28 protein-coding genes and 1 riboswitch are annotated in these 24633 nt (G+C 64.2%); of the genes, 8 read left to right on the forward strand and 20 right to left on the reverse strand.

All coding sequences use genetic code 11. From position 1 onward, the window contains the following. Window positions 1–11: 11 nt before the first annotated feature. The 9 genes from crcB to B5J99_RS15000 all read right to left on the reverse strand — a co-directional run bounded on the left by crcB (window position 12) and on the right by B5J99_RS15000 (window position 6647). Window positions 12–404 (reverse strand): fluoride efflux transporter CrcB, encoded by a 393-nt coding sequence (crcB, locus tag B5J99_RS14960; protein WP_117352837.1) that lies wholly within the window; start codon window positions 402–404, stop codon window positions 12–14. A 97-nt stretch (window positions 405–501) separates the two neighbouring features. Beyond that, window positions 502–732: a hypothetical protein gene (locus tag B5J99_RS14965; protein ID WP_117352838.1), complete on the reverse strand. Its 231-nt coding sequence runs from the start codon at window positions 730–732 to the stop codon at window positions 502–504. Between the two features lie 58 nt (window positions 733–790). After that, window positions 791–2671, reverse strand: a complete 1881-nt coding sequence (sppA, locus tag B5J99_RS14970; RefSeq protein WP_117352839.1) for a signal peptide peptidase SppA — start codon at window positions 2669–2671, stop codon at window positions 791–793. 125 nt (window positions 2672–2796) lie between these two features. Beyond that, window positions 2797–3480 carry an NrsF family protein gene (locus tag B5J99_RS14975; RefSeq protein ID WP_162892625.1) on the reverse strand — a complete coding sequence of 228 codons (684 nt, stop codon included), beginning with the start codon at window positions 3478–3480 and terminating at the stop codon, window positions 2797–2799. A 110-nt stretch (window positions 3481–3590) separates the two neighbouring features. After that, complete coding sequence (locus B5J99_RS14980) at window positions 3591–4115, reverse strand: sigma-70 family RNA polymerase sigma factor (protein WP_117352841.1); 525 nt, start codon at window positions 4113–4115, stop codon at window positions 3591–3593. A 42-nt stretch (window positions 4116–4157) separates the two neighbouring features. Next, window positions 4158–4616 (reverse strand): DoxX family protein, encoded by a 459-nt coding sequence (locus tag B5J99_RS14985; protein ID WP_117353540.1) that lies wholly within the window; start codon window positions 4614–4616, stop codon window positions 4158–4160. Window positions 4617–4735: 119 nt separating this feature from the next. Continuing rightward, window positions 4736–5470 (reverse strand): HvfC/BufC family peptide modification chaperone, encoded by a 735-nt coding sequence (locus B5J99_RS14990; RefSeq protein WP_162892626.1) that lies wholly within the window; start codon window positions 5468–5470, stop codon window positions 4736–4738. A gap of 4 nt (window positions 5471–5474) precedes the next feature. Continuing rightward, window positions 5475–6350, reverse strand: coding sequence for an MNIO family bufferin maturase (bufB, locus tag B5J99_RS14995; protein WP_069050052.1), 876 nt, complete (start codon window positions 6348–6350; stop codon window positions 5475–5477). Between the two features lie 9 nt (window positions 6351–6359). Next, the gene (locus B5J99_RS15000; protein WP_054135259.1) at window positions 6360–6647 is read right to left on the reverse strand and encodes a BufA1 family periplasmic bufferin-type metallophore; all 288 of its coding nucleotides are present in this window, start codon (window positions 6645–6647) and stop codon (window positions 6360–6362) included. Window positions 6648–6950: 303 nt separating this feature from the next. Here B5J99_RS15000 and groES point away from each other — a divergent pair, with 303 nt between their 5' ends. Together groES and groL are read left to right on the forward strand one after the other, a co-directional pair. Then, a complete protein-coding gene (gene groES / locus B5J99_RS15005; RefSeq protein ID WP_054135260.1) occupies window positions 6951–7238 on the forward strand; it encodes a co-chaperone GroES in 288 nt (95 codons plus the stop codon). A 49-nt stretch (window positions 7239–7287) separates the two neighbouring features. Then, the gene (gene groL / locus B5J99_RS15010; protein ID WP_054135261.1) at window positions 7288–8940 is read left to right on the forward strand and encodes a chaperonin GroEL; all 1653 of its coding nucleotides are present in this window, start codon (window positions 7288–7290) and stop codon (window positions 8938–8940) included. A gap of 75 nt (window positions 8941–9015) precedes the next feature. On the opposite strand, the gene B5J99_RS15015 is transcribed toward groL, so the two are convergent. Next, window positions 9016–9702, reverse strand: coding sequence for a DJ-1/PfpI family protein (locus B5J99_RS15015; RefSeq protein WP_117352842.1), 687 nt, complete (start codon window positions 9700–9702; stop codon window positions 9016–9018). Between the two features lie 19 nt (window positions 9703–9721). After that, window positions 9722–9806: riboswitch (ZMP/ZTP riboswitch) on the reverse strand. Between the two features lie 197 nt (window positions 9807–10003). On the opposite strand from B5J99_RS15015, the gene B5J99_RS15020 reads away from it, so the two are divergent. Then, window positions 10004–11074: an MBL fold metallo-hydrolase gene (locus B5J99_RS15020; protein ID WP_117352843.1), complete on the forward strand. Its 1071-nt coding sequence runs from the start codon at window positions 10004–10006 to the stop codon at window positions 11072–11074. Window positions 11075–11082: 8 nt separating this feature from the next. Here the strand turns inward: B5J99_RS15020 and B5J99_RS15025 are convergent, their stop codons facing one another. After that, complete coding sequence (locus tag B5J99_RS15025) at window positions 11083–11367, reverse strand: hypothetical protein (RefSeq protein ID WP_054135264.1); 285 nt, start codon at window positions 11365–11367, stop codon at window positions 11083–11085. 124 nt (window positions 11368–11491) lie between these two features. Between B5J99_RS15025 and polA the strand changes: the two genes are divergently transcribed. Further along, a complete protein-coding gene (polA, locus tag B5J99_RS15030; RefSeq protein WP_117352844.1) occupies window positions 11492–14296 on the forward strand; it encodes a DNA polymerase I in 2805 nt (934 codons plus the stop codon). Further along, window positions 14296–15624 carry a cation:proton antiporter gene (locus B5J99_RS15035; RefSeq protein WP_117352845.1) on the forward strand — a complete coding sequence of 443 codons (1329 nt, stop codon included), beginning with the start codon at window positions 14296–14298 and terminating at the stop codon, window positions 15622–15624. The genes polA and B5J99_RS15035 overlap by 1 nt, the downstream gene beginning before the upstream one ends. 22 nt (window positions 15625–15646) lie before the next feature. Here the strand turns inward: B5J99_RS15035 and B5J99_RS15040 are convergent, their stop codons facing one another. Further along, on the reverse strand, window positions 15647–16537 hold the full coding sequence (locus tag B5J99_RS15040; protein ID WP_069050057.1) for a prephenate dehydratase: 891 nt from the start codon (window positions 16535–16537) through the stop codon (window positions 15647–15649). A 236-nt stretch (window positions 16538–16773) separates the two neighbouring features. Between B5J99_RS15040 and B5J99_RS15045 the strand changes: the two genes are divergently transcribed. Further along, window positions 16774–17421 (forward strand): c-type cytochrome, encoded by a 648-nt coding sequence (locus B5J99_RS15045; protein ID WP_117352846.1) that lies wholly within the window; start codon window positions 16774–16776, stop codon window positions 17419–17421. Window positions 17422–17499: 78 nt separating this feature from the next. Here B5J99_RS15045 and B5J99_RS15050 read toward each other — a convergent pair whose 3' ends face one another. Genes B5J99_RS15050 through B5J99_RS19600 form a run of 4 tightly spaced genes read right to left on the reverse strand, consistent with a single transcriptional unit; the run spans window position 17500 to window position 19962 of the window. Beyond that, the gene (locus B5J99_RS15050; protein ID WP_054135268.1) at window positions 17500–17964 is read right to left on the reverse strand and encodes a DUF2721 domain-containing protein; all 465 of its coding nucleotides are present in this window, start codon (window positions 17962–17964) and stop codon (window positions 17500–17502) included. Between the two features lie 59 nt (window positions 17965–18023). Next, window positions 18024–18911, reverse strand: a complete 888-nt coding sequence (locus tag B5J99_RS15055) for a transposase (protein WP_117352847.1) — start codon at window positions 18909–18911, stop codon at window positions 18024–18026. A 9-nt stretch (window positions 18912–18920) separates the two neighbouring features. Next, on the reverse strand, window positions 18921–19772 hold the full coding sequence (locus B5J99_RS15060; RefSeq protein WP_117352848.1) for a hypothetical protein: 852 nt from the start codon (window positions 19770–19772) through the stop codon (window positions 18921–18923). A 31-nt stretch (window positions 19773–19803) separates the two neighbouring features. Next, window positions 19804–19962 carry a hypothetical protein gene (locus B5J99_RS19600; protein WP_156318100.1) on the reverse strand — a complete coding sequence of 53 codons (159 nt, stop codon included), beginning with the start codon at window positions 19960–19962 and terminating at the stop codon, window positions 19804–19806. A gap of 114 nt (window positions 19963–20076) precedes the next feature. Here B5J99_RS19600 and B5J99_RS15065 point away from each other — a divergent pair, with 114 nt between their 5' ends. Together B5J99_RS15065 and B5J99_RS15070 are read left to right on the forward strand one after the other, a co-directional pair. After that, a complete protein-coding gene (locus B5J99_RS15065) occupies window positions 20077–20544 on the forward strand; it encodes a PaaI family thioesterase (protein ID WP_425456407.1) in 468 nt (155 codons plus the stop codon). A gap of 3 nt (window positions 20545–20547) precedes the next feature. After that, window positions 20548–20970 carry a PaaI family thioesterase gene (locus tag B5J99_RS15070; protein WP_083231344.1) on the forward strand — a complete coding sequence of 141 codons (423 nt, stop codon included), beginning with the start codon at window positions 20548–20550 and terminating at the stop codon, window positions 20968–20970. Here the strand turns inward: B5J99_RS15070 and B5J99_RS15075 are convergent. From B5J99_RS15075 to argH, 4 genes are read right to left on the reverse strand one after another with little or no spacing between them, the layout of a single operon-like run. Continuing rightward, window positions 20939–21724, reverse strand: a complete 786-nt coding sequence (locus B5J99_RS15075) for a precorrin-2 dehydrogenase/sirohydrochlorin ferrochelatase family protein (protein ID WP_117352849.1) — start codon at window positions 21722–21724, stop codon at window positions 20939–20941. The genes B5J99_RS15070 and B5J99_RS15075 overlap by 32 nt on opposite strands. Then, window positions 21721–22977, reverse strand: a complete 1257-nt coding sequence (gene lysA / locus B5J99_RS15080) for a diaminopimelate decarboxylase (protein WP_117352850.1) — start codon at window positions 22975–22977, stop codon at window positions 21721–21723. Before lysA ends, B5J99_RS15075 begins: the two co-directional genes overlap by 4 nt. Before the next feature lie 22 nt (window positions 22978–22999). Continuing rightward, on the reverse strand, window positions 23000–23248 hold the full coding sequence (locus B5J99_RS15085; RefSeq protein ID WP_245991647.1) for a hypothetical protein: 249 nt from the start codon (window positions 23246–23248) through the stop codon (window positions 23000–23002). 2 nt (window positions 23249–23250) lie between these two features. Further along, on the reverse strand, window positions 23251–24624 hold the full coding sequence (argH, locus tag B5J99_RS15090; protein ID WP_117352852.1) for an argininosuccinate lyase: 1374 nt from the start codon (window positions 24622–24624) through the stop codon (window positions 23251–23253). Window positions 24625–24633: the final 9 nt, after the last annotated feature.

A 24633-nucleotide genomic window follows, 5' to 3' on the forward strand; every position in this document is an offset into this window, starting at 1 on the left:
AACAGGAGGCTTCATGTCAGGCCCCGTGTGATGGCGTATCCGGCAGCGAGCGCGGCAAGCGACAGGCTGACCGACAGCAGCGCATAGCCCAGCGCCAGAGCCATCTGTCCACGTTCGATCATCTGGAACATCTCGAGGCTGAAGGCCGAAAATGTCGTGAAACCGCCAAGCACGCCGACAGCAACGAAAAGGCGCAGCGGCTCGCCCACATGCCCGCGCAGAACAAGCGCCGCGACCACACCCATGGCGAACCCGCCGATCACGTTGACGCCAAGCGTAGCGAAGGGATAGCCGGTGTGGCCCAGCCGCACCGCTAGCTGCGTGCCGTGGAATCGCAGCGCGGCGCCCAAAGCGCCGCCTGCCATCACCAGTCCGGTGGCCTTGTAAGTAAGATGAACGTCCATCCGGCCTGCCTTAGCGGGATTGGACGCTTATTGGCTAGGTCTATTCGGTCCCCTGTCCCGATGGACCGCACTTTGCAGCACGGTCGATCCGGGGAGATCAGGCCGAATGGCCGTCGCGCGCCGCAGCTTCGGCCTTGGCGAGGTCGTCAGCTTCGGCGCCATCGAGCGCGTCGGCAGCTTCGCGGGCCTTGTCGGCGACCCGGTCCTTGTCGGCGGCGAATTCTTCCTGCGCTTCGCGATAATTCTGCGCGGCCTTGTAGTTGCCTTCGCCGAATTCCTTGCCGTCATTGGGGTGCTGGTCGTTCTGCTGGTCGGACGGGTTGGCCATGGATGATCTCCTGCGTAACGGTGAAAAGCTGTATCCATCGCTACGCAGTCGATCGGGCTCAGGTTCCCTTGAGGCTCAACATCTGCGCGAGCCAGCCGAGCTCTGCCCGCGCGGACGTACGTGGTGGGAGGGCGCCCGAGCATTCCAGGCACCATGCCTGCACGCCCTGGGTCCCGCCGAGCACGTTGAGATCGCCGATCACCTGCCCCAGCGCCGCCTGCTGTTGCCAGGCGAGCTGCGCGACAAGTCCATGGGCCTGCTGGCTGTCCTCGGTCGGACCGAACATGCCCGAGACGAACTGTTCGAAGGCATCGGGCTCGGTTTGCAGATAGCGCACCGAATAGCCGTCATCCTTGAGCTTGGCGCGCTTCGCCGCCTCGGCAATCGCATCGTCGATCGACCCGAAGCGGTCGACCAGCTTGATCTGGCGGGCGGTGCCGCCATCCCAGACCCGGCCCTGCGCGATCTGATCGACCTGTGCAGGGGTCATCCCTCGCGCCTTGCCGACCAGTCCCAGAAAGCGGCGATAGTCATGCTCGATCGTGCCCTGGATGAAGGTGTCGACGGTGCTGTTGAAGCCGCCGAACACATCGGGCTGGCCCGACAGATCGGTGGTCGCCACGCCATCTGCCTTCACGCCATAGTCGGCAAGCGCGCGCTCGAAGCTCGGCAGCACGGCAAAGATGCCGATCGATCCGGTGATAGTCGAAGGCTCGGCAAAGATGGTATCGCCTGCCGTCGCGACCCAATAGCCGCCGCTGGCTGCGACGTTGCCCATCGAGATGACCACGGGGATCTTCCTACCGCGATAGACCTCGATAGCACGGCGAATCTGTTCCGATGCGAACGCCGACCCACCCGGCGAATCGACGCGAACCACCAGCGCCTTCAGGTTGTCGCGCTGCAGCCCTTCGTACAGCAGCTTCTCGATGCGGTCGCCGCCTGCGGTTCCGGGTCCGGCCTCGCCATCGACGATCGTGCCCGCGATGGTGATCACCCCGACCTCATCGCCGCCGGTCTTGGCCGGATTGGCCGCGACCCAGTCGCCCAGGCTGGTGTGCTTGAAAGCGCCTGGCCCCTCGTCCTCGTCTGCCCCGGCGAGCGCTGCGACGCGCTTGCCGAACGCCGTGCGGTCGCCGACCTTGTCGATGATCTTGCGGTCGGTCGCAAGCTTGACCAGATCGCCGTTCGCTGCGGTGACCGCGGCGGCGGGATCGGCGATATAGCTCGCCAGATCCGCCTTGGGCCGCGCCTTCTTCACATTGGCCTGCCAGTTGGCCCAGATCGGCTGATACACCGCAAGCAGCACCTGCTTGGCTTCGGGTGACTGGTCGGACCGCAGATAGGGTTCGACAGCGCTCTTGAACGTGCCGACCCGATAGACATGCGCCGTCACCTTGAAGCGGTCGAGGAAGTCCTTGTAATACAGGCGCGAACCGCCCGGTCCGGTAAAGGCTGCGCCGCCCATCGGATCGATCCAGATCTCGCTGGCATGCGCTGCCAGCAGATAGGCGGAATCGCTGTAGAAGGTCGCAAAAGTGTAAACCGGCTTGCCCTTGGCCTTGGCGCGGCCAATCGCCTCGCCGATCTGCTCGAGCGAAACCTGCCCGCCGCCCATGAACCGGTCGAGATCGAGCGCGATGACCTTGATGCGGTCATCTTCAGCTGCGGTGTCGATGGCGCGGATAACGTCGCGCTCGCGAAACTGCTTGAGCGGCGCCTGGCCGCCGAGCAGCGTGGCGATGGGGTCGATATTCTCGGGCTCCTCGACGATGACGCCGTCCAGTTGGACGAGCAAAGCCCCTTCGGTCACCGCGGCGGGATTGGGCCGCGACGACAGCGCGGCAAGGATGATCCCGAAGAACAACAGCATGGCCAGCAGGACGAGCCCGTCCTTGATGGCCACCAGCACCTTCCAGGCGCCTTTGACAAAACCCATGATCCAAAAAGCTCCGCTGCGGGCGGATGTGCCCCATACCTGTATCTAGGGGGCGTTGATGCCAAATGCCACCGCTTCGCGCGACAGACGGCGAACAGCGTTCGATAACCGACGTGGCGAACGGTTCACCAGCGCAGAACCCGGGGTACGATGAGCCGCCCGGCGATGGCGCAGCCGGCAATCGCCAGTGTGTACCACGTGCCGATGTACATCACGACATTCTCGCTGCAGCTGATCGAGTAGGCAGCAGCGCCCAGACTGCCGGATGCGAGCCCGACCAGCCATCCCGAGCGGTTGGGCGAGACGGGGGCACCGCGCTTCATCCAAACCGTCATCGCGGTGCCGATGAATGCCGCGCACAGCGCGCTCATCCGAAGGCACTGCATGCCGTATTGCGGATCGAGAAACCTGCGGGCGTCGTCCAGCGAGCGGAAATCGCCGATCCACACCCCTATCGCGCCCAGCGGGAAGACCGAGGCGATGGCAAGAGTCCATGTCCAGAACGTGCGGCGGGCGCCGCCGATCGACGGGCTGGCCGATGACAGCGCTGCTGCCGCTGCAGCGGTCCCCAGGCCCAGCAGCGTCGCCGAGCGCGCGATGAACATCCAGTGCGGCACGCCATTGGCGACATCGCCCCGCACGCCAAGGCCAAAGCCGATCGCCAGACCGCAAATCGCCATCATCGCGAGCGCAATCGCCAGGCCCTCCCGCACCCGCAACCGGCGCACGGGCACAAGTTCGCCTGCCAGCCTGTCTATATCCAAGAGGTCCACCCCGGGTTTGCCCGGAGTGGAGGCATCATGCTGCATGATCAGATCCAATTCGTGTTGCGCTGTACGGGACATACCGGAGCGCAGACGGTGACGCCTTGCAGGCATCCAACAGGTTCCAGACGAGTTCGTGGCGGTGAGCCATGGGGTTACACTTTCTCGATCATCGCGCTCATCCGGCGGATGCCGCGATGGATGTTGACCTTGACCAGCGATTCCGATTGGCCGGTGCGCGCAGCGGCTTCGCTGATGCTGTAGCCTGCGATCTTGACCAGCCGGATCACTTCGGCTTGCCGGTCGGGCAACTGCAGCAGCAGCGCATCGACGCTGAGCATGTCGACTACAGACTCGTCCTGCGGTGCGGCGTGCAGGGCTTCATCGAGTCCGGTTTCGCTGGCGCGATAGACCTTGCGCAGGTGATCGATCCATCGGTAGCGGCCGATCGCGGCCAGCCAGGGCAGGAAGGCCCGCTCGCCGTCATAGCTCGCGCGCTTGCGGTGCACCGAGATCAGCGTCTCCTGCACCAGATCGTCGATCTGCGATGGGGGAATCCGCCGGGCGAAATAACGTGTCAGCCACATCTGGCACGCGCGCAGCAGGCGCGCATAGGCTTGCCGGTCGCCTGCCTGGGCAGCCAGCATCAATTGCCGCAGCGTTTCATCCTCACTGGCCATGTGGGTTCGAAATCTACGCGGCCAGCGGCGAAGCGGCAAGCATCAGCGCAGCGCCACCCTGGCATTGCTCGATCGGTCAAAGGCCCGGTCGAGCGCAAACAGTCCTCCGCCGCGTGCCAGCAGCACCAGCGCGAGGCCGAACCACAGCACATGCGGATTCCAGAACGCTTCGGGATAGACGAACAGCTGGATCACTGCCGTCATGACGAGCAACCCCGCCGCGCCGAACCGCGTCGCCAGCCCCAGCATCACCAGCGCAGCCAGGGCATGCTCGGCATAGGTCGCAATGACGCCGGTGATCTCGGGCACGGGCATGTGGTATTCGTCGCGAAACAGATCGAAGGTGATGGGATCGATCTCCAGCCAGCTTCCGTCGACGATCTTGGTGCGCGCCGAACGCCAGAACTGCGCCGCAAGCGCCAGCCGCACAACCAGAAGGGCAACCCCCTCGAACAACCGTGTATCAAGCAGCGCAAGGGGGCGCTGGAGCAGAGACATCATGGGCAAGGCTTCCATATGGGCCTGAAACATCAGAGGCATTGGAAGTTCGGGAAGGCCATCTGCCCGTCACCGCGCGCCTCAACGGATGTCCGTTGCTGCCGGAACGCGCCTGCCAGGTCTCAGCCCCCCGGTCTTGCCAGCATGCCCGCCTCGATCAAGGCGAACACGGTCGACAAGGCCTCTGCCTCGCCCAATGTTTCGATGGCCGTCTGCAGAAGGTTACCCATGGTCGCGCAATTTTGTGCGCCATGCGCAATCTGGGCCTGTAATCTGTTGAGAGGCAGCAGCCGGACGGTGTCCAGCGGGCGTGTGACCAGGATCGCCGCACAGGACGCGCAGCTGGCCTCCACTTCGGGGAAAAGCTCCGTCACCGCGCTGCCGGTGGCGACGATCCGGCTCGAGGGATGCAGTACCACCTCCAGCGCGAGCAGCCCCGGCTCGTCGTAAGCCGCCAGATCGCCGAGCGCCAGCGCTGGCGCATCTGCTGCATGATAGCTTTGCAGCCAGGCCCATTCCACCGCAGCGAGATCGGCCACCTGCCGGTCGGGGTGGCGGAGTGCCAGAAACGCAGAAAAGCCCTCGCCTATCTGCATGAGCTTGCGCTGGCGCACATCGGGCAGCTCGATGAATTCGCGCGACAGTGCATTGAATGAGGCGTGCCCCAGATGCTCGAGCGTGCGCGGATAGGTCTGTTCCAGCGCGACCAGCCGGGCGTGGCTGATGGTGTTGGCGTGCGCCTTGAGACCGAGCAGCGCACGCGATGGCTCGCCTGCGAACAGCCCATCGGGAAAGGCGGCGGGTCCCTCCTGCAGCACTGCGATGAAACGTGCCTGATCGGCCTTGAGGTCGGTCATGGTGTCACGCACTCAGTACTGCGCGGGCAGCAGCAGCGCGTGCCATGTGGCCGCTGGCTCGCGCCGCCTCGGCCATCAGCACGCCGTATTCGGGCACATCGGTGTCCCATTCGATCAGCACGGGCCTTGCCCCTGCCCTGCCGATAAACCGGTCGAACAGCTGCCAGGTCAATGCGCTGACCGGGCTGCCGTGATCGTCGATCAGCAACGGGCGATTGTCGTGCCACTCGGTGGCATGGCCCGCGAGATGGATCTCGCCCACGATCTGGGGATCGATCGCATCCACACAGGCGAAAGGATCGAGCTCCAGATTGGTGCAGCTGACCTCGACGTTGTTGATGTCGAACAGCAAACCGCAGCCGCTGCGCGCACAAAGCGCGTGGATGAAATCGACCTCATCCATTTCGTCGCGCGCAAAGGCCAGATAACGCGACGGGTTCTCGATCAGGAGCGGGCGTCTGAGGCGATCCTGAACCCGTCCGATCTGCGCTGCGACATGATCGAGCGTGGCGCGGGTGTAGGCGATGGGCAACAGATCGGCGTAGCGGTCGGTGCTGTTGCCCGACCAGCTGAGGTGGTCGGAGACGCTGGCGGGGTTGTACCGGTCGCACAGCTGGGCGAGTTGTTCCAGCTCGTCCTCATCCAGCCCCTCGGCCGTACCTATCGACAGACCGACGCTGTGAAAGCTCAGCGGAAGGCGCTCTGCAACCGCGGTCAGCCAGCGATGGGGCGGCCCACCATCGACGAAATAGTTCTGGGGATGCACCTCGACCCATGCAGGACCGGGGCAGCCGTTGGGGGACTCCAGAACTTCGCGATAGTGGGCCGGCTTCAGCCCGATGCCTGTTTCGGGGGGCAGGAACATCGGGCCTTCGACCATCGGATGCAATCAGCCCTTGGGCGCGGGCTTGGTGTTGCCCTTGAGCGGGGTGAGCGAACCGCCCATCTTGGAGCACTCGCCCTTGGCGACATACTTCCAGGCGCTGCCCTGATAGTCGACCGTCGAGGTGCCGGCGCACGAGGTGCCGGGGCCGGCGGCGCAGTCGTTCTTGCCCTTCAGCGATACGCCGTAGCACTTTTCCTTCTCGCCGGCAGCGGCGGCGGGGGTCGCGGCGACGGTGGCAGCGGCCAGAACGGCGGCAGCGGCAGCGCCCAGGGTGAGCATGGAATTCGACATCTTCAAGGTCCTCTCGGTTCGGTGGATCATGGTGCTTGAGTGGTCACGTGCGAGCAGCGAGGATGGCTTGCCCCGCCTGCCCATCTTTCCGTTCGTCCCGTAATGATGCGAGGTTACCCCGTTTCCTCCGCTCACGCAAAAATTTCCGCTGCGCATGGGTTGACCACAGCGCGGCGACCGCTATCTAGCGCTTCGTTAGCACTCACCCCGATAGAGTGCTAATCGCGGACGCGGCCATCATCCGATGCGCCTGCCGCGCAGGGGGTTTCACTAATTTCAGTGACGCAAGGAAAGGCTTAACGCATGACATTTCGTCCGTTGCACGACCGGGTTCTGGTGCGCCGCATCGAAGCCGAAGAAAAGACCGCTGGCGGGATCATCATCCCCGACGCAGCCAAGGAAAAGCCCTCCGAAGGCGAAGTGATCGCCATCGGTGAAGGCACCCGCGACGAGGACGGCGATCGCATCGCCCTCGACGTCAAGGTTGGCGACAAGATCCTGTTCGGCAAGTGGTCGGGCACCGAAGTGAAGATCAATGGTGAAGACCTGATCATCATGAAGGAAAGCGACATTCTGGGCATTCTGGGCTGATCGATCCGATCAACCCGACTGACCTCAATCGACATAAAGGAACACACTCATGGCTGCTAAAGACGTAAAGTTTGGCCGCGACGCCCGCGAACGCATTCTGCGCGGCGTTGATATCCTCGCTGACGCCGTCAAGGTGACTTTGGGCCCCAAGGGCCGCAACGTCGTCATCGACAAGAGCTTCGGCGCACCGCGCATCACCAAGGACGGCGTCACCGTCGCCAAGGAAATCGAACTCAAGGACAAGTTCGAGAACATGGGCGCGCAGATGGTCAAGGAAGTTGCTTCCAAGACCAACGACATCGCAGGCGACGGCACCACCACTGCCACCGTTCTGGCCCAGGCCATCGTGCGCGAAGGCATGAAGTCGGTTGCTGCCGGCATGAACCCCATGGACCTCAAGCGCGGTATCGATCTGGCGGTGACCAAGGTCGTCGAATCGCTCAAGGCGCGCTCGAAGCCCGTCGCCGGCACCAACGAGATCGCCCAGGTCGGCACCATCTCGGCCAATGGCGAGAAGGAAATCGGCGAGATGATCGCGCAGGCCATGGAAAAGGTCGGCAAGGAAGGCGTCATCACCGTCGAAGAAGCCAAGGGCATGGAATCGGAACTGGATGTCGTTGAAGGCATGCAGTTCGATCGCGGCTATCTGTCGCCCTACTTCATCACCAACCCGGACAAGATGACGGTTGAACTCGACAACCCCTACATCCTGATCCACGAAAAGAAGCTGTCGAACCTGCAGGCGATGCTGCCGATCCTGGAAGCTGTCGTCCAGACCGGTCGTCCGCTGCTGATCATCGCAGAAGACATCGAAGGCGAAGCGCTGGCGACCCTGGTGGTCAACAAGCTGCGTGGCGGCCTGAAAGTTGCTGCGGTCAAGGCGCCTGGCTTCGGCGATCGTCGCAAGGCGATGCTGGAAGATATCGCGATCCTCAGCAAGGGTGAAATGGTCAGCGAAGACCTGGGCATCAAGCTGGAAAGCGTGACCCTGGGCATGCTCGGCCAGGCCAAGCGCGTTTCGATCGACAAGGACAACACCACCATCGTCGATGGCGCCGGTGAAGCCGACGCGATCAAGGCCCGCGTGGAAGCCATCCGCTCGCAGATCGAGAACACCACCAGCGATTATGATCGTGAAAAGCTGCAGGAACGTCTGGCCAAGCTCGCCGGCGGTGTTGCCGTGATCAAGATCGGTGGCGCTTCGGAAGTCGAAGTGAAGGAAAAGAAGGACCGCGTCGACGACGCACTGCACGCAACCCGCGCAGCCGTCGAAGAAGGCATCGTCCCCGGCGGCGGAACGGCGCTGCTCTATGCAACCCGTGCGCTCGAAGGCATGACCGGTCTCAACGACGACCAGACCCGCGGCATCGATATCATCCGCAAGGCACTGTACGCTCCGGTTCGCCAGATCGCACAGAACGCAGGCCATGATGGCGCTGTCGTTTCGGGCAAGCTGCTCGACGGCAACGACGAAACGCTGGGCTTCAACGCATCGACCGATGTGTACGAAAACCTGGTGGCCGCTGGCGTGATCGATCCGACCAAGGTCGTGCGCGCTGCCCTGCAGGACGCGGCCTCGGTTGCCGGTCTGCTGATCACCACCGAAGCTGCCATCTGTGACGCACCTGAAGACAAGTCTTCGGGCGGCGGCATGCCCGGCGGCATGGGTGGAATGGGCGGCATGGGCGGCATGGATTTCTGATCCACGCTGCTCGGCTACCAAGCCAACGCACAAGAAAACGGGGCCGGAGGGGAAACCTTCCGGCCCTTTTTCGTGTTACGCGGTCGCGACGAGCGCGGCCTCCATCTCGGCCGAACGGGCGTCGTAGAACCGGGTCTGCATGGCCTGCACGATGTGCGGCGGGCTGGTGACAGGCGTGCCCCCGGCAAAGGGCGGCGCGGGGTCGTATTCGAAGTTGAGCTGCAGCGATCGCGCGACATCCTCGCCGTGCAGGTGCGCGATGATCGTCAGCGCAAAGTCGATCCCCGAAGTCACCCCGCCTGCTGTCACCACGTTGCCGTCGAACACGGTGCGCGCGTCTTCATGCAAGGCCCCGACCATCGGCAGCAGGTTGGTGTAGCCCCAGTGCGTTGTTGCACGCCTTCCCTGCAGCAACCCTGCCCGGCCAAGGATAAATGCGCCGGTGCATACGCTGGTCACCCATTGCGCGGCCGATGCCTGTGCCCGCACGAACGCGATCAGCGCATCATCGCTGAGCGCAGGCGCAACGCCCAGACCTCCCGGCAAGCACAGCAAATCGGCCTGAGGACAATCTTCAAACGTCACTGTGGGCATGATGCCGAACCCGACATCCGTCATAACCGGATCGAGGCTCGCCGCCGCGACATGCACCTTTGCCCCCGGCATCCTGCACAGGAACTGCGCGGGTCCGGTGAAATCAAGCTGGGTGACATTGTCGAACAGGACGAAGACGACATTGAAGGGTGATTTTGCTTGGGTCATGGGCCATGCCTTTCGATCAGCAGATTGCCCAGGCGCGCGACAGAAACGATACCGCCCGCTCCCTGATGGTGGTCCATCTCGATGCGGCAGTTGCGGGCAGAGGCAGTCTATGGTGCACCGATGGCTCTGCCAAGCCACCTTTTACGGCGGTGGCGAAGGTTATACCTTGCTACGATGAAAGCCCCCCTCCCTCACCTCGGGCTTACCTTGTCCCTATCGGAAATCTTCGCCCGCTAATCGCCACTGGCAATCCCCTCGATATTATGTCACTATCTATGCCATAATATCGAGGGGATTGCCGATGCGCCGTCTGGTCGTGCTTTTGTTGGTGGTGGCAGCGATCGCCGCGACGCTGTGGGCCACGCGCGAACGCCTTGGCGAGATCGCTTTTTCCCGGGCGCTGGAAGCCAGCTATGGCAAGGATGCGACCGACGATCTTGAGGACGGGCTGCACGTCATCCTGTGTGGCACGGGTTCGCCCCTGCCCGATCCCGCGCGCTCCGGCCCCTGCACCCTGGTGATCGCGGGCAAGCAGGTTTTCCTCGTGGATTCAGGCTCGGGCGCTGGCCGCAGGATCGGCCAGATCGGGGTGTCGCTGGGCAAGATCGACGCGGCGTTCCTTACCCATTTCCATTCGGACCATATCGACGGGCTCGGCGAGGTGCTGATGCTGCGCTGGGCAAGCAGTGGGCGCAAGGCTGCGCTGCCGGTCTTCGGGCCGCAGGGCGTCGAGCGCGTCGTGGCCGGTTTCGATACCGCCTACACCGCCGATTACGGCTATCGCATCGCGCACCATGGCGCCGACATCATGCCGCGCAGCGGTGCAGGTGCGCGCGCCAACATCATCACGGTCGATGGCCCGGCGGACAAGGCGGTGGTGTACCAGCGCGAGGGCGTCCGCGTTACCGCCTTCCGAGTTGATCACGACCCGATAGAGCCAGCTCTAGGCTACAGGTTCGACTACAAGGGACGATCGGTGGTGATCAGCGGCGATACCAAGCCGACGAAGATGGTTTCGGCGATGTGCGATGGCTGCGATGTCCTGGTGCACGAGGTGCTTAACATCGACATGGTCAACAGGATTTCGGCTACGGCCAAGTCCCGCGGCGATACCCGGATCGCCAAGATCATGGCGGACACCACCAATTATCACAGTTCGCCTGTGGCGGTGGCAGGCGTGGCCCGGCGCGGCAAGGCACGGATGCTGGTGTTCACCCATATCGTGCCGCGAATGCCGACACGGCTGCTGCATCCCTATTATCTGCGCGGGGTGGCAGATGCCTATTCGGGCGATGTGGTGATGGGCGAGGACGGGATGCGCTTCAGCCTGCCTGCCCGATCACAGGCGATCGAGCAGGCTAGTCTGTTGTAGGGCGAACCTCAGTCGGTTTCTTTGCGGACCTCAGCCTTGGCGTCGTCCCATTCCTTTTCGATCTTGTCGCCGGCCTTGTCGGCTTCGGCATCCAGATCCTTGGCAGCCTGATCGACGCTGGCTTCGACATCATCCATGGTGTCGTCGATCGCTTCGCCAGCGGCATCGACATTGGCCTCGATATCATCGCCTGCAGCCTCGGCAGCGGCATCGGTCTTGTTTTCGGTCTCGGCCGAACAGGCCGAAACGCCCAGGGCCAGTGCTGCAAGGCTGACGATTGCAAAAGTACGCATGAGAATTGCTCCTTCAATGTGGCGCGTTGGTATACGCCTTGTGCGTCCCGACGCTACGCGCATGCGATGGCCCGAGTTCCGAAACTGCATGACCGTGCCGAAAGCCGCTGCTATCGGTTGGCCCATGTGCCAGCAGAACCACCTCTATCTCGTCGACGGATCGTCCTACATCTTTCGCGCCTATCACCGCTTGCCGCCGCTGACCAACCCGGAAGGCACCCCGGTGGGCGCGGTCTATGGCTATACCACGATGCTGTGGAAGCTGGCGGATGACCTGCACAAGGCCGATGGTCCGACGCATATGGCGGTGATCCTCGACAAGAGCTCGCAGAGCTTTCGCAACGATCTGTACGACCAGTACAAGGCGCACCGCCCCGCCCCGCCCGAGGATCTGGTGCCGCAGTTTCCGCTGATCCGAGATGCGACGCGCGCGTTCTCCATGCCGTGCATTGAGGAGGATAATGTCGAGGCGGACGACATCATCGCAAGCTATGCGCTCGATGCGCTGGCCAAGGGATGGAAGGTCACCATCGTCAGTTCCGACAAGGACCTGATGCAGCTGATCCAGCCCGGGCTCGACATGCTCGACACGATGAAGAACGTGCGCATGGGCCCCGAGGCGGTGATGGAGAAGTTCGGCGTCACCCCCGAGCAGCTGGGTGATGTGCTCGCGCTGATGGGCGATGCGGTGGACAACGTCCCCGGCATCCGCGGCGTCGGCCCCAAGACCGCATCCAAGCTGATCGTCGAGCATGGCGATCTGGAAAGCGTGCTGGCGGCCGCGCCTGCGATGAAGCCGTCGAAGCTGCGCGACAGCCTGATCGAGCAGGCCGAGATGGCCCGGCTGAGCAAGGTGCTGGTCACGCTGAAGGACGATTGCCCGCTGCCCAACGAGCTTGAGGATTTCCTGCTGAAGGATATCCCGCCCGAGCCATTGGCCGAATTCCTCAAACTGCATGGCTTTACCAGCCTGCTGCGCAAGCTCGGCGCCAGCGGTCCTGCCGAAGCGTCGCCCGCGTCGTCGTCACCCGCCACCGGCGCGCCGAGCAGCAGCAACGCGATTGCACCGCTGGCGCTCGCGATGCCTCCGATCGACACCGACAGCTATGTCTGCGTGCAGGATGTCGAGACGCTCGACGACTGGATCGCCAGGGCTTTTGCCGTCGGCACCATCGCGGTGGATACCGAAACCGATTCGCTCGATTCGATGCAGGCCCGGCTTGTAGGCATCAGTCTTGCGCTGGCTCCGGGTGAGGCATGCTATGTCCCGCTGGGCCATGGCGGCAGCGACATGTTTGCCGAAAAGCCCAATCAGATCGCAATGGACGTTGCGATAGCCAGGCTCAAGCCGCTGCTCGAGGACGACAGCGTGCTCAAGATCGGCCAGAACCTCAAATACGACCTCAACGTGCTCGCGCGTCATGGCGTCGCGGTGTCGCCGATCGAGGACACGATGGTGATGAGCTTCACGCTCGATGCCGGCCATGAATTCGGCAGCGGCGGACATGGCATGGATGCGCTGGCCCAGCGGCATCTGGGGCATGAGTGCATCAGCTTCAAATCGCTGACCGGCACCGGAAAGAAGCAGATCGGCTTCAACGAGGTGCCGCTCAGCGATGCGACGCGCTATGCCGCCGAGGACGCCGATGTCACGCTCAGGCTGTGGCATGTACTGCAGCCGCGACTGCCGATCGAGGGGGCGACCCGCATCTACCAGATGGTCGATCGCCCGCTTATTCCGGTTGTAGCGGCCATGGAGCGCAACGGCATCAAGGTCGATCGCGAACAGCTGGCCGCGCTGAGCCATGATTTCGCCACGCGGATGGCCGCTCTGGAAACCGAAATCCATGCGCTGGCCGGGCAGAGCTTTTCGATCGGCAGCCCCAAACAGCTGGGCGAGATCCTGTTCGAGAAGATGGGATTAAAGGGCGGCAAGAAGGGCAAGACCGGCGCCTATTCGACCGATGTCACCGTGCTGGAAAAGCTGGCGGGCGAAGGATCGGAGATCTCGCGCAAGGTGCTCGACTGGCGCCAGCTCGCCAAGCTCAAGTCCACCTATACCGATGCGCTGCAGGAGCAGATCAACCCGGACACGGGCCGCGTCCACACCAGCTACAGCCTGGTCGGCGCGCAGACCGGGCGGTTGTCGTCGACCGAGCCCAATCTGCAGAACATCCCGATCCGCACCGAGATCGGCCGCCAGATCCGTCATGCCTTCGTCGCCGAGCCGGGCAATGTCATCCTCGCGGCCGACTACAGCCAGATCGAGTTGCGACTGGCGGCGCACATGGCCGATGTCGAGACGCTGCGCGATGCGTTTGCCAAGGGCGAGGACATCCACAACCGCACTGCATTGGAGCTGTTCGGCGAGGTCAACCGCGACACGCGTGGACGGGCCAAGACGATCAACTTCGCGATCCTCTATGGCATCTCGCGCTGGGGGCTGGCCGGGCGTCTGGAGGTCACCGCCGACGAGGCTCAGGCGATGATCGACACCTATTTCCAGCGTTTCCCCGGCATCAACCGCTATATCGCCGAGACGATGGAGAAGGCGCGCGAATGCGGCTTCACCGAGACCCTGTTCGGTCGCAAGACCCATTTTCCGCGGATCAACTCCAAGAACCAGGCCGAACGCCAGGGCAGCGAGCGCGCCGCGATCAACGCGCCGATCCAGGGCACCAGCGCGGACATCATCAAGCGTGCGATGGCGCGGATGGTGCCTGCGCTTGAGGCCGCCGGGTTGGGTCATGTCCGCATGCTGCTGCAGGTGCACGATGAACTGGTGTTTGAATTGCCCGAAGCCGATGTCGACGCGGCGTCGCAGGTCATTCGCGCAGTAATGGAGGGCGCGGCCGAACCTGCGGTGACGCTGAGCGTGCCGCTGGGAGTTGAAATCGGAACCGGGCCAAGCTGGGGTGCGGCGCACTGATGACCGCGGTTCGCTGGCATTCGGTCATCCCGGACTCACCTAAGCTTGATGTCACCGCCTTTGCCGATCCCATGTTTACCAGCCTGATCGGTGCGTTCCTGCTCGAACACTACAAGATCTGGCTGCTCGTCATCGGGCTCGTGGTGCTGCTGGTCGCGTGGCTGCCGCTGTTGCTCAAGAAATTGCCGCTGTCCTTGCCGATCATCTTTGTCGGGCTTGGGATGGCGGTGTTCTCTTTCACGCCCCTATCGGTCTTTTCGCCGCACCCGGTGGAATCGCCGGTGATGATCGAAAAGGCTACCGAGTTCATCGTCATCATCTCGCTGATGGGCGCTGGCCTCAAGATCGGGCGGCCGTTCACTTTGGCGAATTGGGGAATCACCATCCGGTTGCTGGCGATCGTCATGCCGCTGACCATCGGCGCGATCGCCCTGTCGGGTCACTGGATTCTCGGCCTTCCGCTCGCATCGGCGTTGCTGCTGGGCGCCTGTCTTGCGCCCACCGATCCGGTGCTGGCCTCCGATGTCCAGATCGAGCGCCCCAACAGCGACGATGGCGACGAGGCGCGGTTTGCGCTGACGTCCGAGGCGGGCCTGAATGACGCGCTGGCCTTTCCCTTCGTCTATCTGGCGCTGGCGGCAAGCGCCGGCACGCTGGGCTTCGCGACAATGGGCACCTGGCTGTGGCAAGACGTCATCTGGCGGTTGAGCGTCGGTGCGCTGATGGGCGCCGCAGGCGGCTGGCTGCTGGGGCAGATCATTTACCGACTGCCACAGAATACCAGGCTCTCGAGAACCGGCGACGGCTTCATCGCGCTGGGTGCAACGTTGGTCATCTATGCGACGACCGAGTTTGCATTCGGCTACGGATTTCTGGCGGTTTTTGTGGCGGGTCTCATGCTCAACCGCTCGGCGGCGGGGGACAATTTCAACTCGGAACTGCACGATTTCGCCGACGAGACCGAGCGGCTGGTGATGATGGTGCTGCTGGTCCTGTTCGGCGGCATTCTTACCGGAGGCGAACTGCTGGCGGACATCGGCTGGGACAATGTTCTCGTCGCCGCCTTGGTGCTGCTGGTGATCCGCCCGATGATCGGCTGGCTGGCGCTGATCGATCTCAGGCGCCCCGCGCTCGAACGTTTTGTCATCGCCTTTTTCGGCATTCGCGGGCTTGGCTCGGTCTATTACCTGGCGTTCGCGCTCAACCATGGCGCTTTCGAGGACCAGCACGCTCTGTGGGAAACCGTGGGGCTGATCATTCTGGGATCAATCCTGCTGCACGGCATCTCGGTCACGCCGATCATGCAGCGCCTCAACCGTGGCGCCTGAGCCAGCCAATCTTTCCGCGCGGCTATACCCTGGGAAGCGCCTGGGGGTAGCTGCCCAGGATCCGCACCCATTTGCTGTGATGGCCCAGCACCTCGAGCGCACGGTCGACCGCCGGGTCCCCCGGCATGCCCTCGATATCGGCATAGAATTCCGCAGCCGCAAAGCTGCCGCCGCGAATATAGCTTTCCAGCTTGGTCATGTTGATGCCGTTGGTGGCGAAGCCCGACAGCGCCATGAACAGCGCTGCAGGGATGTTCTTCACCTCGAACAGCATGCTGGTCATCACCGTATCGGCGCCGGGAAGCGGATCGTCGCGGTGTGCGGCCAGCACCACAAACCGCGTCATGTTGTGCGCGGCATCCTCGATGCCTTCGGCGATGACCTTGAGCCCGAACACTTCGCCTGCCAGCCGCGAGGCCACCGCGCACAGCGACGGATCATCCGATTCGGCGACAAAGGCGGCGGCCCCTGCGGTGTCGGCATAAGTGGTAGGCTGGATGCCATGCGCGCGCAGATAATGGCGGGTCTGCCCCAGTGCCTGCGGATGGCTGACCGCCGAGCGGAACGGCCCTTCGCCTTTGGCCAGCAAGCAGTGATGCACCGGCAGGAAATGCTCGGCGACGATGGTCAGGCCGCTTTCCGGCAGCAGGAAGTGGATGTCCGCCACCCGGCCATGCTGCGAGTTCTCGATCGGGATGATCGCCTTGGCCGCGCGGCCGTCTTTCACCGCATCCATCGCATCCTCGAAAGAATAGCAGGGCAAGGGATGCCAGTCGGGCGCGAACTCGCGCGCGGCGATGTGGGAATAGGCTCCCGGAGCGCCCTGAAAAGCGATGGTGCACTCCGGCGCGTCGGCAGCGGTGCGGGCCATGGTGTCAACCATCAGGCGGGCGATCTGGGGGTAGCTTTGCATGGGCACGCCGAATAGGCACCCAATGCCGCGACGACAAGGCGAAAACGGGCGCGTCGGGGCTTGCAGTGCGCCTTGACCATGATTAGAGGGAGCGGCGAACCGGCCTTGTTGCGACGCGGCATCAGGCCTTTCGAAACGCTGATACGCCCGGCTTTGACGCAGGGTTGATCGGACACCGACCTTTCAGGGCGCCGTGTTGTCATGGCGCCTGCAGCAAAAGACGAGGCAACAGGGCAATGCAGGACAACAAGAACACGATTGCAGGCTGGGCTCTTGCAGGCGGCATCGCTGCCCTTGGCCTGTCGATCATCAGCGGCAAGGTGTTCCACGCCGACAAGCCCGAACGCCCCGAGAAGCTGGGCTATGTGATCGAAGGCGTCGTCTCATCCGAAGGTGAAGCCGCCGCCGAAGTGCCGATCGCCACGCTGCTTGCCAGCGCCGATGTTGCCAAGGGCGAGAAGGTTTTCGCCAAATGCTCGTCATGCCACTCGATCAACAGCGGCGGCGCCAACGGCATCGGCCCCAATCTTTATGGCGTGATGGGCAAGCCCCACGCATCGGTCGCAGGTTTCGCCTATTCCGACGCGCTCAAGAGCAAGTCGGGTCCGTGGACCTTCGAGGAAATGAACAAGTGGCTCACCTCGCCCAAGGCCTATGCCGATGGCACCAAGATGAGCTTTGCGGGCCTCGGCAAGGCTGAAGATCGCGCCAATCTGATGGCATGGATGAACACCCAGACCGGCAGCCCGCTGCCTCTCCCCGCTGCGCCCGCACCGGACGCAGCAGACGCAGCCCCGGCCGCTGAAGGTGGAGCAGCACCTGCCGCTGCCGACGGTGCAGCAACCCCCGCAGCCGATGCTGCTGCGGCGCCTGCTGCCGGCTGATAGCGCCTCAAGCATTCTGAGATCGAAAAGGGCTTCGCGCACCAGCGCGGAGCCCTTTTTCTTTGGGCTTGGCTGCGATCACTCGTCTTCGAGAATGAGCAAACGCTCCTCGATGCGGATGTTGCGGGTCGCAAGTCGAATCTCGGCGATGAACAGGCCGAGCCCGGCAATCAGGAACGCCATGGCCAGGATGAACCCCCCTGCGACGATCTGGCCGAACTTGTAGCCGGTGAGCGACAGCACGAACATGGCCGCGATCAACAGGCTGACGGTCGAGGCGCTCAGCGTCGCCATCAGGATCGCCTTGTTGACGATCGAAGCGCGGCGGTCGAGAATCTGCAGTTCGCGCACCACGCGGACATGGTCCTCGCCCGTGGTCCGGCTGAACTCGGCAAGCTGCACCCGCTCGCGGTCGATAACTCGGGCCAGCCGCCCGGCAAACAGCTGCAGGATGTTGCCCGTCGCCACCAGCAGGAAGGCGGGGGCCATGGCAAACTGGATCAATCGCCCGATCTGTCCGATTTCCAGTTCCGCAATGAACATAGGTATGACGTGCCCCCAACATGGTTTCGGGAGCGACTATAGCCTGCGACCCGGCCCCATCAATCGCCAATCTCGGCCCGGCAGCGACGCGCGAGCCAGCCGCTTGCCCTGGCCGCCTGCCGGTCAAGAAACTCGGCGCGCGCCTGGGTGCCGGGCTGTTCGGCTGCAAGGGCCCGGATCGCCGACCAGCGCAGGCGTTCGACAGGATGGCTCCGGGCGATGGTCTCGATCACATCCAGCGCGGCAGCAGGGCTCAACGCCGTCGCCAGCTTGCAAAGCGTATCGGCGGTGCACCCGGTGAGCACCCTGCTGATCGTGCCCCGGCGCAGATCATATTCGAACTGGTCGGTCCACCGCTGCCCGGGCGCGCTGTGCATCAGGTTGATCGAGACCGAGAGCGTATCGGGCGCATATTGGCAATGCACGTCGCGCCGGGCGCGGTAGTGCATCACGCGTCCCGGATGGAGCAGGCTGGTCTCGACGAAACGCAGATCGACTGCCTCGCCGACCACTCCGGTCATGCGCTCGGGATCGACCTCGTAATGGTCGCTGCGGTAACCGGGGCCGTGATAGCCCACCGTCAGGAAGTGGAAATTGTGATCGTGCGGCAGGCCATAAACGAAGGCGGCAGCACCGCTGTCGCGCATTACCGCGTCCTGCGCAGACGGCCAGATCGCCGCGCGCATGAACCAGCCGGGGCGCGGCGCTCCCAGCATCATCACCTGCGCGGTATAGCCCTGTCCCGCCTGACCGACATGGGCTGCCTGCAACCGGGAGAGCGCCAGATCGCCCAGAAAGTGTCGATTGGCAGCAAGCCGTGCCAGCCAGTGCGCGGCGTGCGCCACCGAGTTCGGGTCATCGGGCTCGAACCCTGTATGATCGAGCGCGGCCAAGCATTCCTCCAGCGTGCAGGGCTGCGCGGGGTCTGTGTGAAGCGTCAGCGCCATGACCGGGCGCTAGGCTGCAAGTTGCGGATAGCGGGTGAACAGATCATCGCGTGTCCGGCTGGCGAGAGCGCGCAGATCCGCATCGGGATCGGTCTCGGCCATGGCCTGCAGCAGAGCGAACCCCGCAATGCTGTCGGTCGCCAGCGCCTCGCGGACGCCGTGCCAGCGCAGATGCGCGGGCCAGGAGGCGAGCGCTTCGGCAATGGCGGGTACGGCATCGCTGCGCCCCAAAGATCGCAGCAGCGAGAGCATCATGCGGGTGCGGCCATCCCCCGATTGCGCCTCGCGAATGCGCAGCACTGCGCCCGTGCGGGCATCGCATTCGACGGCCTGTTGCGCATCGGGGTCGCGAACCAGCAACCGCAGCATGACCACATCCGCCCCAAGCCCGACGAACCGCAGCGTCTCTCGCGCATTGTCGAGGCAGATCACCTCGCCGGTGGTCACCTGCCTGGGACTTTCGGCAAAGGCGCGGCGGTCTTGCCGTGTCTGGTCGAGATAATGGCGCTGCACCTTGGCCAATGGTGCCGAGAGAAAGCGGATCGTGGTCCAGCCATCGGCAAATCCGACGATCTGCGGTGCGCCAACCTGTGTCGCGCGCTCCGCTTTCCATCCCTCGGCCGAAACGATCGCCAGCGACAGATGTACCCGCTGATGATCGAGCATCACCAGCGACTGGCACACTGGGTCGGCAAAGCCCGCGGGCAATTGCGGCCGCGGCTGCTGAAGGCCGATGAGCCGCTCTTGCAGCCACATGCTCGCGAGCTCTGCATCGGTGAGCATCGGCCCCAGCGCCTGGGACAGCGCGTATCCGCTCGTGCCTGCAAACCGATCGACACACGCGCGCAGTCTGCGCTCCACCGTCACGCGCCGTCCGCCCTGCTGCGCTGCGTCAGTTTTCGTAGACCAGGATCACCGCGATGATCCACAGATCGTCGCTGACCCCCGTGCAGGGGCTGACATCGAGCCGTGCCCCGTGCAGCGCAACAGGGGAATCGAGGTCCGGCAGATCGTTCACGTCGATCCTGGGTGCGGGATTTCCGGATGGCATGGCTGTCTTCTCCTGTCCTTGGGGTTGACGAACAGGCGGGAGAGTGCAGAGCTTGCCGCGGCTTTGCCAGTTATAGTCCATTAATCCGAACGGCTGCGAATCGAACCCCTTGTGATGAATGACGACCCGACCCCCGAAGCTGCCGACCTGAACGACGGTTTCGACCCCGGCATGTTCCAGACCATGATGTCGACCCACGGCCATAGCGGCCATCTGGGTATCCTCTACAGCGCACACGGCGACAACTGGGTGGAGCTCGCGCTGCCATATGCTCCCGGGCTCGTCGGCGATGTCGACAGCGGGGTGATCGCATCGGGTCCGATCATCAGCCTGATGGACAACGCCACCAGCCTGTCGGTCTGGACGGCGATCGGCAAGTTCCGGCCCCAGGTGACGCTCGACCTCAGGGTGGATTACATGCGCCCCGCGACCCCCGGCAAGACCGTGATCGGACGCGGCGAATGCTACAAGACCACGCGCTCGATGGCCTTTGTCCGCGGCATCGCCCATGACGGAGATCCCGATGACCCGGTCGCGCACGTCGCAGGGACCTTCATCCGCGTCGAAAACTTCCTAGCCTGACCGATGAGCGAGAAAGACACCATCGCAACCGTCCTGGGTTTCATGCCGCCGTTCGCAACCACCATGGGGATGACCGTCGACCATATGCACGCCGGGCTTCCGGTCATCGCCTATGATTACGGCCCTTCCGTGATGGGGCGCCCCGGCTTCCTGCACGGTGGCGCGCTCAGCGGGCTGATGGAAGTCGCCGCGATCGCGGCGCTGCGGGTGACACTGGGCAAGGACGAGAGCGACCTGAAGATCAAGCCGGTCAACATCACCATCAACTTCATGCGCGGCGGACGCGAACTGCGCACCTATGCGCTGGGCGAAGTGACCAGGATCGGACGGCGGGTGGCCAATGTCGAAGCCAAGGCCTGGCAGGACGACCCGGCCAAGCCGATCGCCACCGTGTTCATGAACTTCCTGCTGTCGGCGCCCAGATAAGCCGCACGACCACACCCTCGGGCGCACCGTCTTCTTCATCGTCGATCCGCATGGCGGCATCGGCTCTGGCACGGGCAAGGATTGCAGGCGGCATGTCCGAAGGGTGCAGCACCAGATCGGCGCTACCCAGCAGCCGCACCTGACGCAAGGTCAGCTCATCCGGATCGGGTGATGCAATCGCGATCTCGTAGCGTCCCGCCGACACCCCTGCCCCGCCGCCAGCGATCCAGACGGCCACCGCATCCGCGGCATGATCGCTCAGCGGATCGAGCGTACCGCCGGGTGCCAGCGCGGCATCGATCGCGCGCCTGCACTCGGCACCACCCGGCCAGCGCTGCCTGATGGCGTCCCGCGCGGCATCGAGCCTGCGCGCCAGATCGCCCAGCGTCGCGGGGAGCAGGCCCTCGAGCCGCTGGCGCAGCGCCTTGGCGAGCCCCGCCGATGCGCCGCCGGTGCCGATCGCGATCAGCACCGGATCGCGGTCGATGATCGCAGGCGTAGTGAAATCGCACAAAGCAGGCCGGTCGACCGCGTTGACGATCAGTCCGCGCGCCTTGAGCCGGGCGACTGCTGCGATCGCTTCGTCCTCATCCTCCAGCGCGACGATCGCCAGCCGGGCGTCGTGATTGTCCTCCCCGACGCAGATCCCGCCCGAACGCGCGATCAACCGCCGCTTGGCATCTGCCGCCTCGCCATCGCCCAGCAGGATCACCGGGCGATCACGCAGGTTGAGGAAGATCGGCAGCTGGTTCACAGCCAGTCGGGCACCTGCTCTGCGGCCATGATCTCGGCAGGGGTGATGCGGTTGGCGACCACGGCAAAGCGGTCGCCATCGACCAGCACCTCGGCGACGATGCCGCGGCTGTTGTAGCTGCTCGCCATCGTAGCGCCATAGGCGCCTGCGGTGCGGAACACCGCGAGATCGCCTGCGGCAACGGTGTCGATATCGCGGCCCATCGCGAAGGTATCGCCGCTTTCGCACACCGGGCCGACGATATTGGCCATCATCCGGGTGCCATCGGGCACCACCGCTTCGAAGTCATGCCAGGCATCGTACAGGGCCGGGCGGGCAAGATCGTTCATCGCCGCATCGACCACCACGAAGGGGTGCTGGATCCCGGGCTTTACCCGGATCACCCGGGTGAGCAGCACGCCGGCATTGCCTGCGATCACGCGTCCGGGCTCGAACTGGATGGTGGCATCCCAGTCGCGAGTCACCCGCGCGACCAGCGCACCATAATCGGCAGGCGATGGCGGGTTGCTCCCGGCCTGATACGGCACGCCAAGCCCGCCGCCCAGATCGACATGCGTGATGGCATGCCCCGCGCCGCGCAGATCGGCGACCAGCTGGCCGATCTTGCCAAACGCAGCCTCGAGCGGATCGAGACTGAGCAGCTGGCTGCCGATATGCACCGCGACGCCGCGCAGCCCGATCCCGGGCAGCTGCGACAGGCGCTCATAAATCCCCGGCCCGACATGCAGCCCGACGCCGAACTTGTTGTCTGCCTTGCCGGTCGAGATCTTGGCATGGGTGCCTGCATCGACGTCAGGATTGATCCGCAGCACCGCGGCGGCGCTCAGCCCCATCGAGTCCGCGACCGCAGCGAGCATCTCGCCTTCTTCTTCGGATTCGATGTTGAACTGGCCGATGCCGGTTGCCAGCGCATGGCGGATTTCGTCCGCGGTCTTGCCCACGCCCGAGAACACGATGTCGGCAGGCGCAATTCCTGCGGCGAGTGCGCGGTCGAGCTCGCCACCCGAAACGACATCCGCGCCATAACCACGCTGAGCCAGCACCTTGAGCACCGCCAGATTGGGGTTCGACTTGACGGCGAACGCCAGATGCTTGCGCGGAACACCCGCCAGCCCCTCTCGGAAGACATCGGCATGGCGCTCCAGCGTCGCGCGCGAATAGACATAGACGGGCGTGCCGACTTCATCGGCAATGCGCGCCAGCGGCACCTGCTCGGCGTGCAGCTGGCCGCCAATCAGCGAGAAATGGTCCATGTTGAACGGAGCCTTTTGACTGTTACTCGGGAGGAAGGTCGAACGGGTCGTCGGCGCGCGCCTCGGATTTTCGCCGCAGCTCGACATTGCGTTCGGGACGCGACTGGGTGCTGGGCTCCATCAACTGATCGGGCGCAGCCACCATCGAGGCGCCATAGGCCGTGGGCGCAGGCGCGGTGCCTTCGACCGCGGTCAGCTTCTGGCGGCTGCCACAGGCAGACAGCGCCAGGATTGCGACCGCAGCCAGCAGCAGGTTGGAGGCACGCGCCATCGTCATTCTCCGTTGAGCGCAGCCTGAGCGCGCGCCACTTGCACCCGTACCTGATCGGGCGCGGTGCCGCCATAGCTGTTGCGGCTGGCGACCGATGCGTCGACCGACAGCGCGGGGTAGACCGCCTCGCTGATACGCGCATCGATCGCCTGCAGATCGGCGATCGGCAGCGTGTCGAGCGCCACGCCGCGCTGTTCGGCGAGCTTGACCACCGCGCCGGTGATATGGTGCGCCTCGCGGAACGGGATTCCCGCCTGCCGCACCAGCCAGTCGGCCAGATCGGTCGCGGTGGCAAAGCCGCGCTCGGTTGCCTTGCGCATCGCTGCGGTCTCGAATGTGGTTTCGGCCACCATCCCAGTCATCGCGGCCAGGCTCAGCATCAGCAGGCCTTCGCATTCGAACACCGGTGGCTTGTCGTCCTGCATGTCCTTGGAATAGGCGAGCGGCAGGCCCTTCATCGTGATCATCAGCGCGGTCTGGCAGCCGATGATCCGCCCGGCATGGCCGCGCACCAGTTCTGCGGCATCGGGGTTGCGCTTCTGCGGCATGATCGACGATCCGGTCGAGAAGCTGTCGGGCAGCTTGACGAAGCCATAGGGCTGGCTTGCCCAGATGATGAACTCTTCGGCCAGCCGTGACAGGTGCAGCGCGCATTGCGAGGCGGCGGTGAGGTAATCGAGCGCGAAATCGCGGTCCGATACGGCATCGAGCGAGTTGGCTGTAGGGCGCTCGAAGCCCAGCGCGCTGGCGGTCGCATCGCGGTCAATCGGAAAGCCGGTTCCAGCGAGCGCTGCAGAGCCCAGCGGGCATTGGTTCATCCGCGCACGCGCAGCGGCAAAGCGGTCGCGATCGCGCGCGAACATCTCGTAATAGGCAAGCAGGTGATGGCCGAGCGTCACCGGCTGCGCAATCTGCAAGTGGGTGAAGCCCGGCATGATCGCATCGGCATGTTCGGCGGCGCGGTCGACCAATGCGGTCTGCAGCGCCTTCAGCGCGGCATCGGCGGCATCGCAGGCATCGCGCACCCAGAGGCGAAAATCGGTGGCGACCTGGTCGTTGCGCGAGCGCGCGGTGTGCAGGCGTCCGGCAGAAGGCCCGATCAGCTCGGCCAGCCGTGCCTCGACATGCATGTGGATGTCCTCGAGCGACCAGTCCTCGGTCACGCCGTTGGCGGCATATTCTTGTGCGATCTGCTTGAGGCCAGAAGTGATAGCCTCGGCGTCGTCAGCCGGGATGATCCCCTGCGCGCCCAGCATCGCGACATGCGCCAGCGAGCCATCGATATCCTGCCGCCACAGCGCCTTGTCGAACGGGATGGAGGCGTTTATGGCCCGCATCACATCGGATGGCCCTGCGGCAAACCGTCCGCCCCACATGCTGTTGGA

Source organism: Blastomonas fulva (assembly GCF_003431825.1).
In the GTDB taxonomy this organism is placed as follows: domain Bacteria; phylum Pseudomonadota; class Alphaproteobacteria; order Sphingomonadales; family Sphingomonadaceae; genus Blastomonas; species Blastomonas fulva.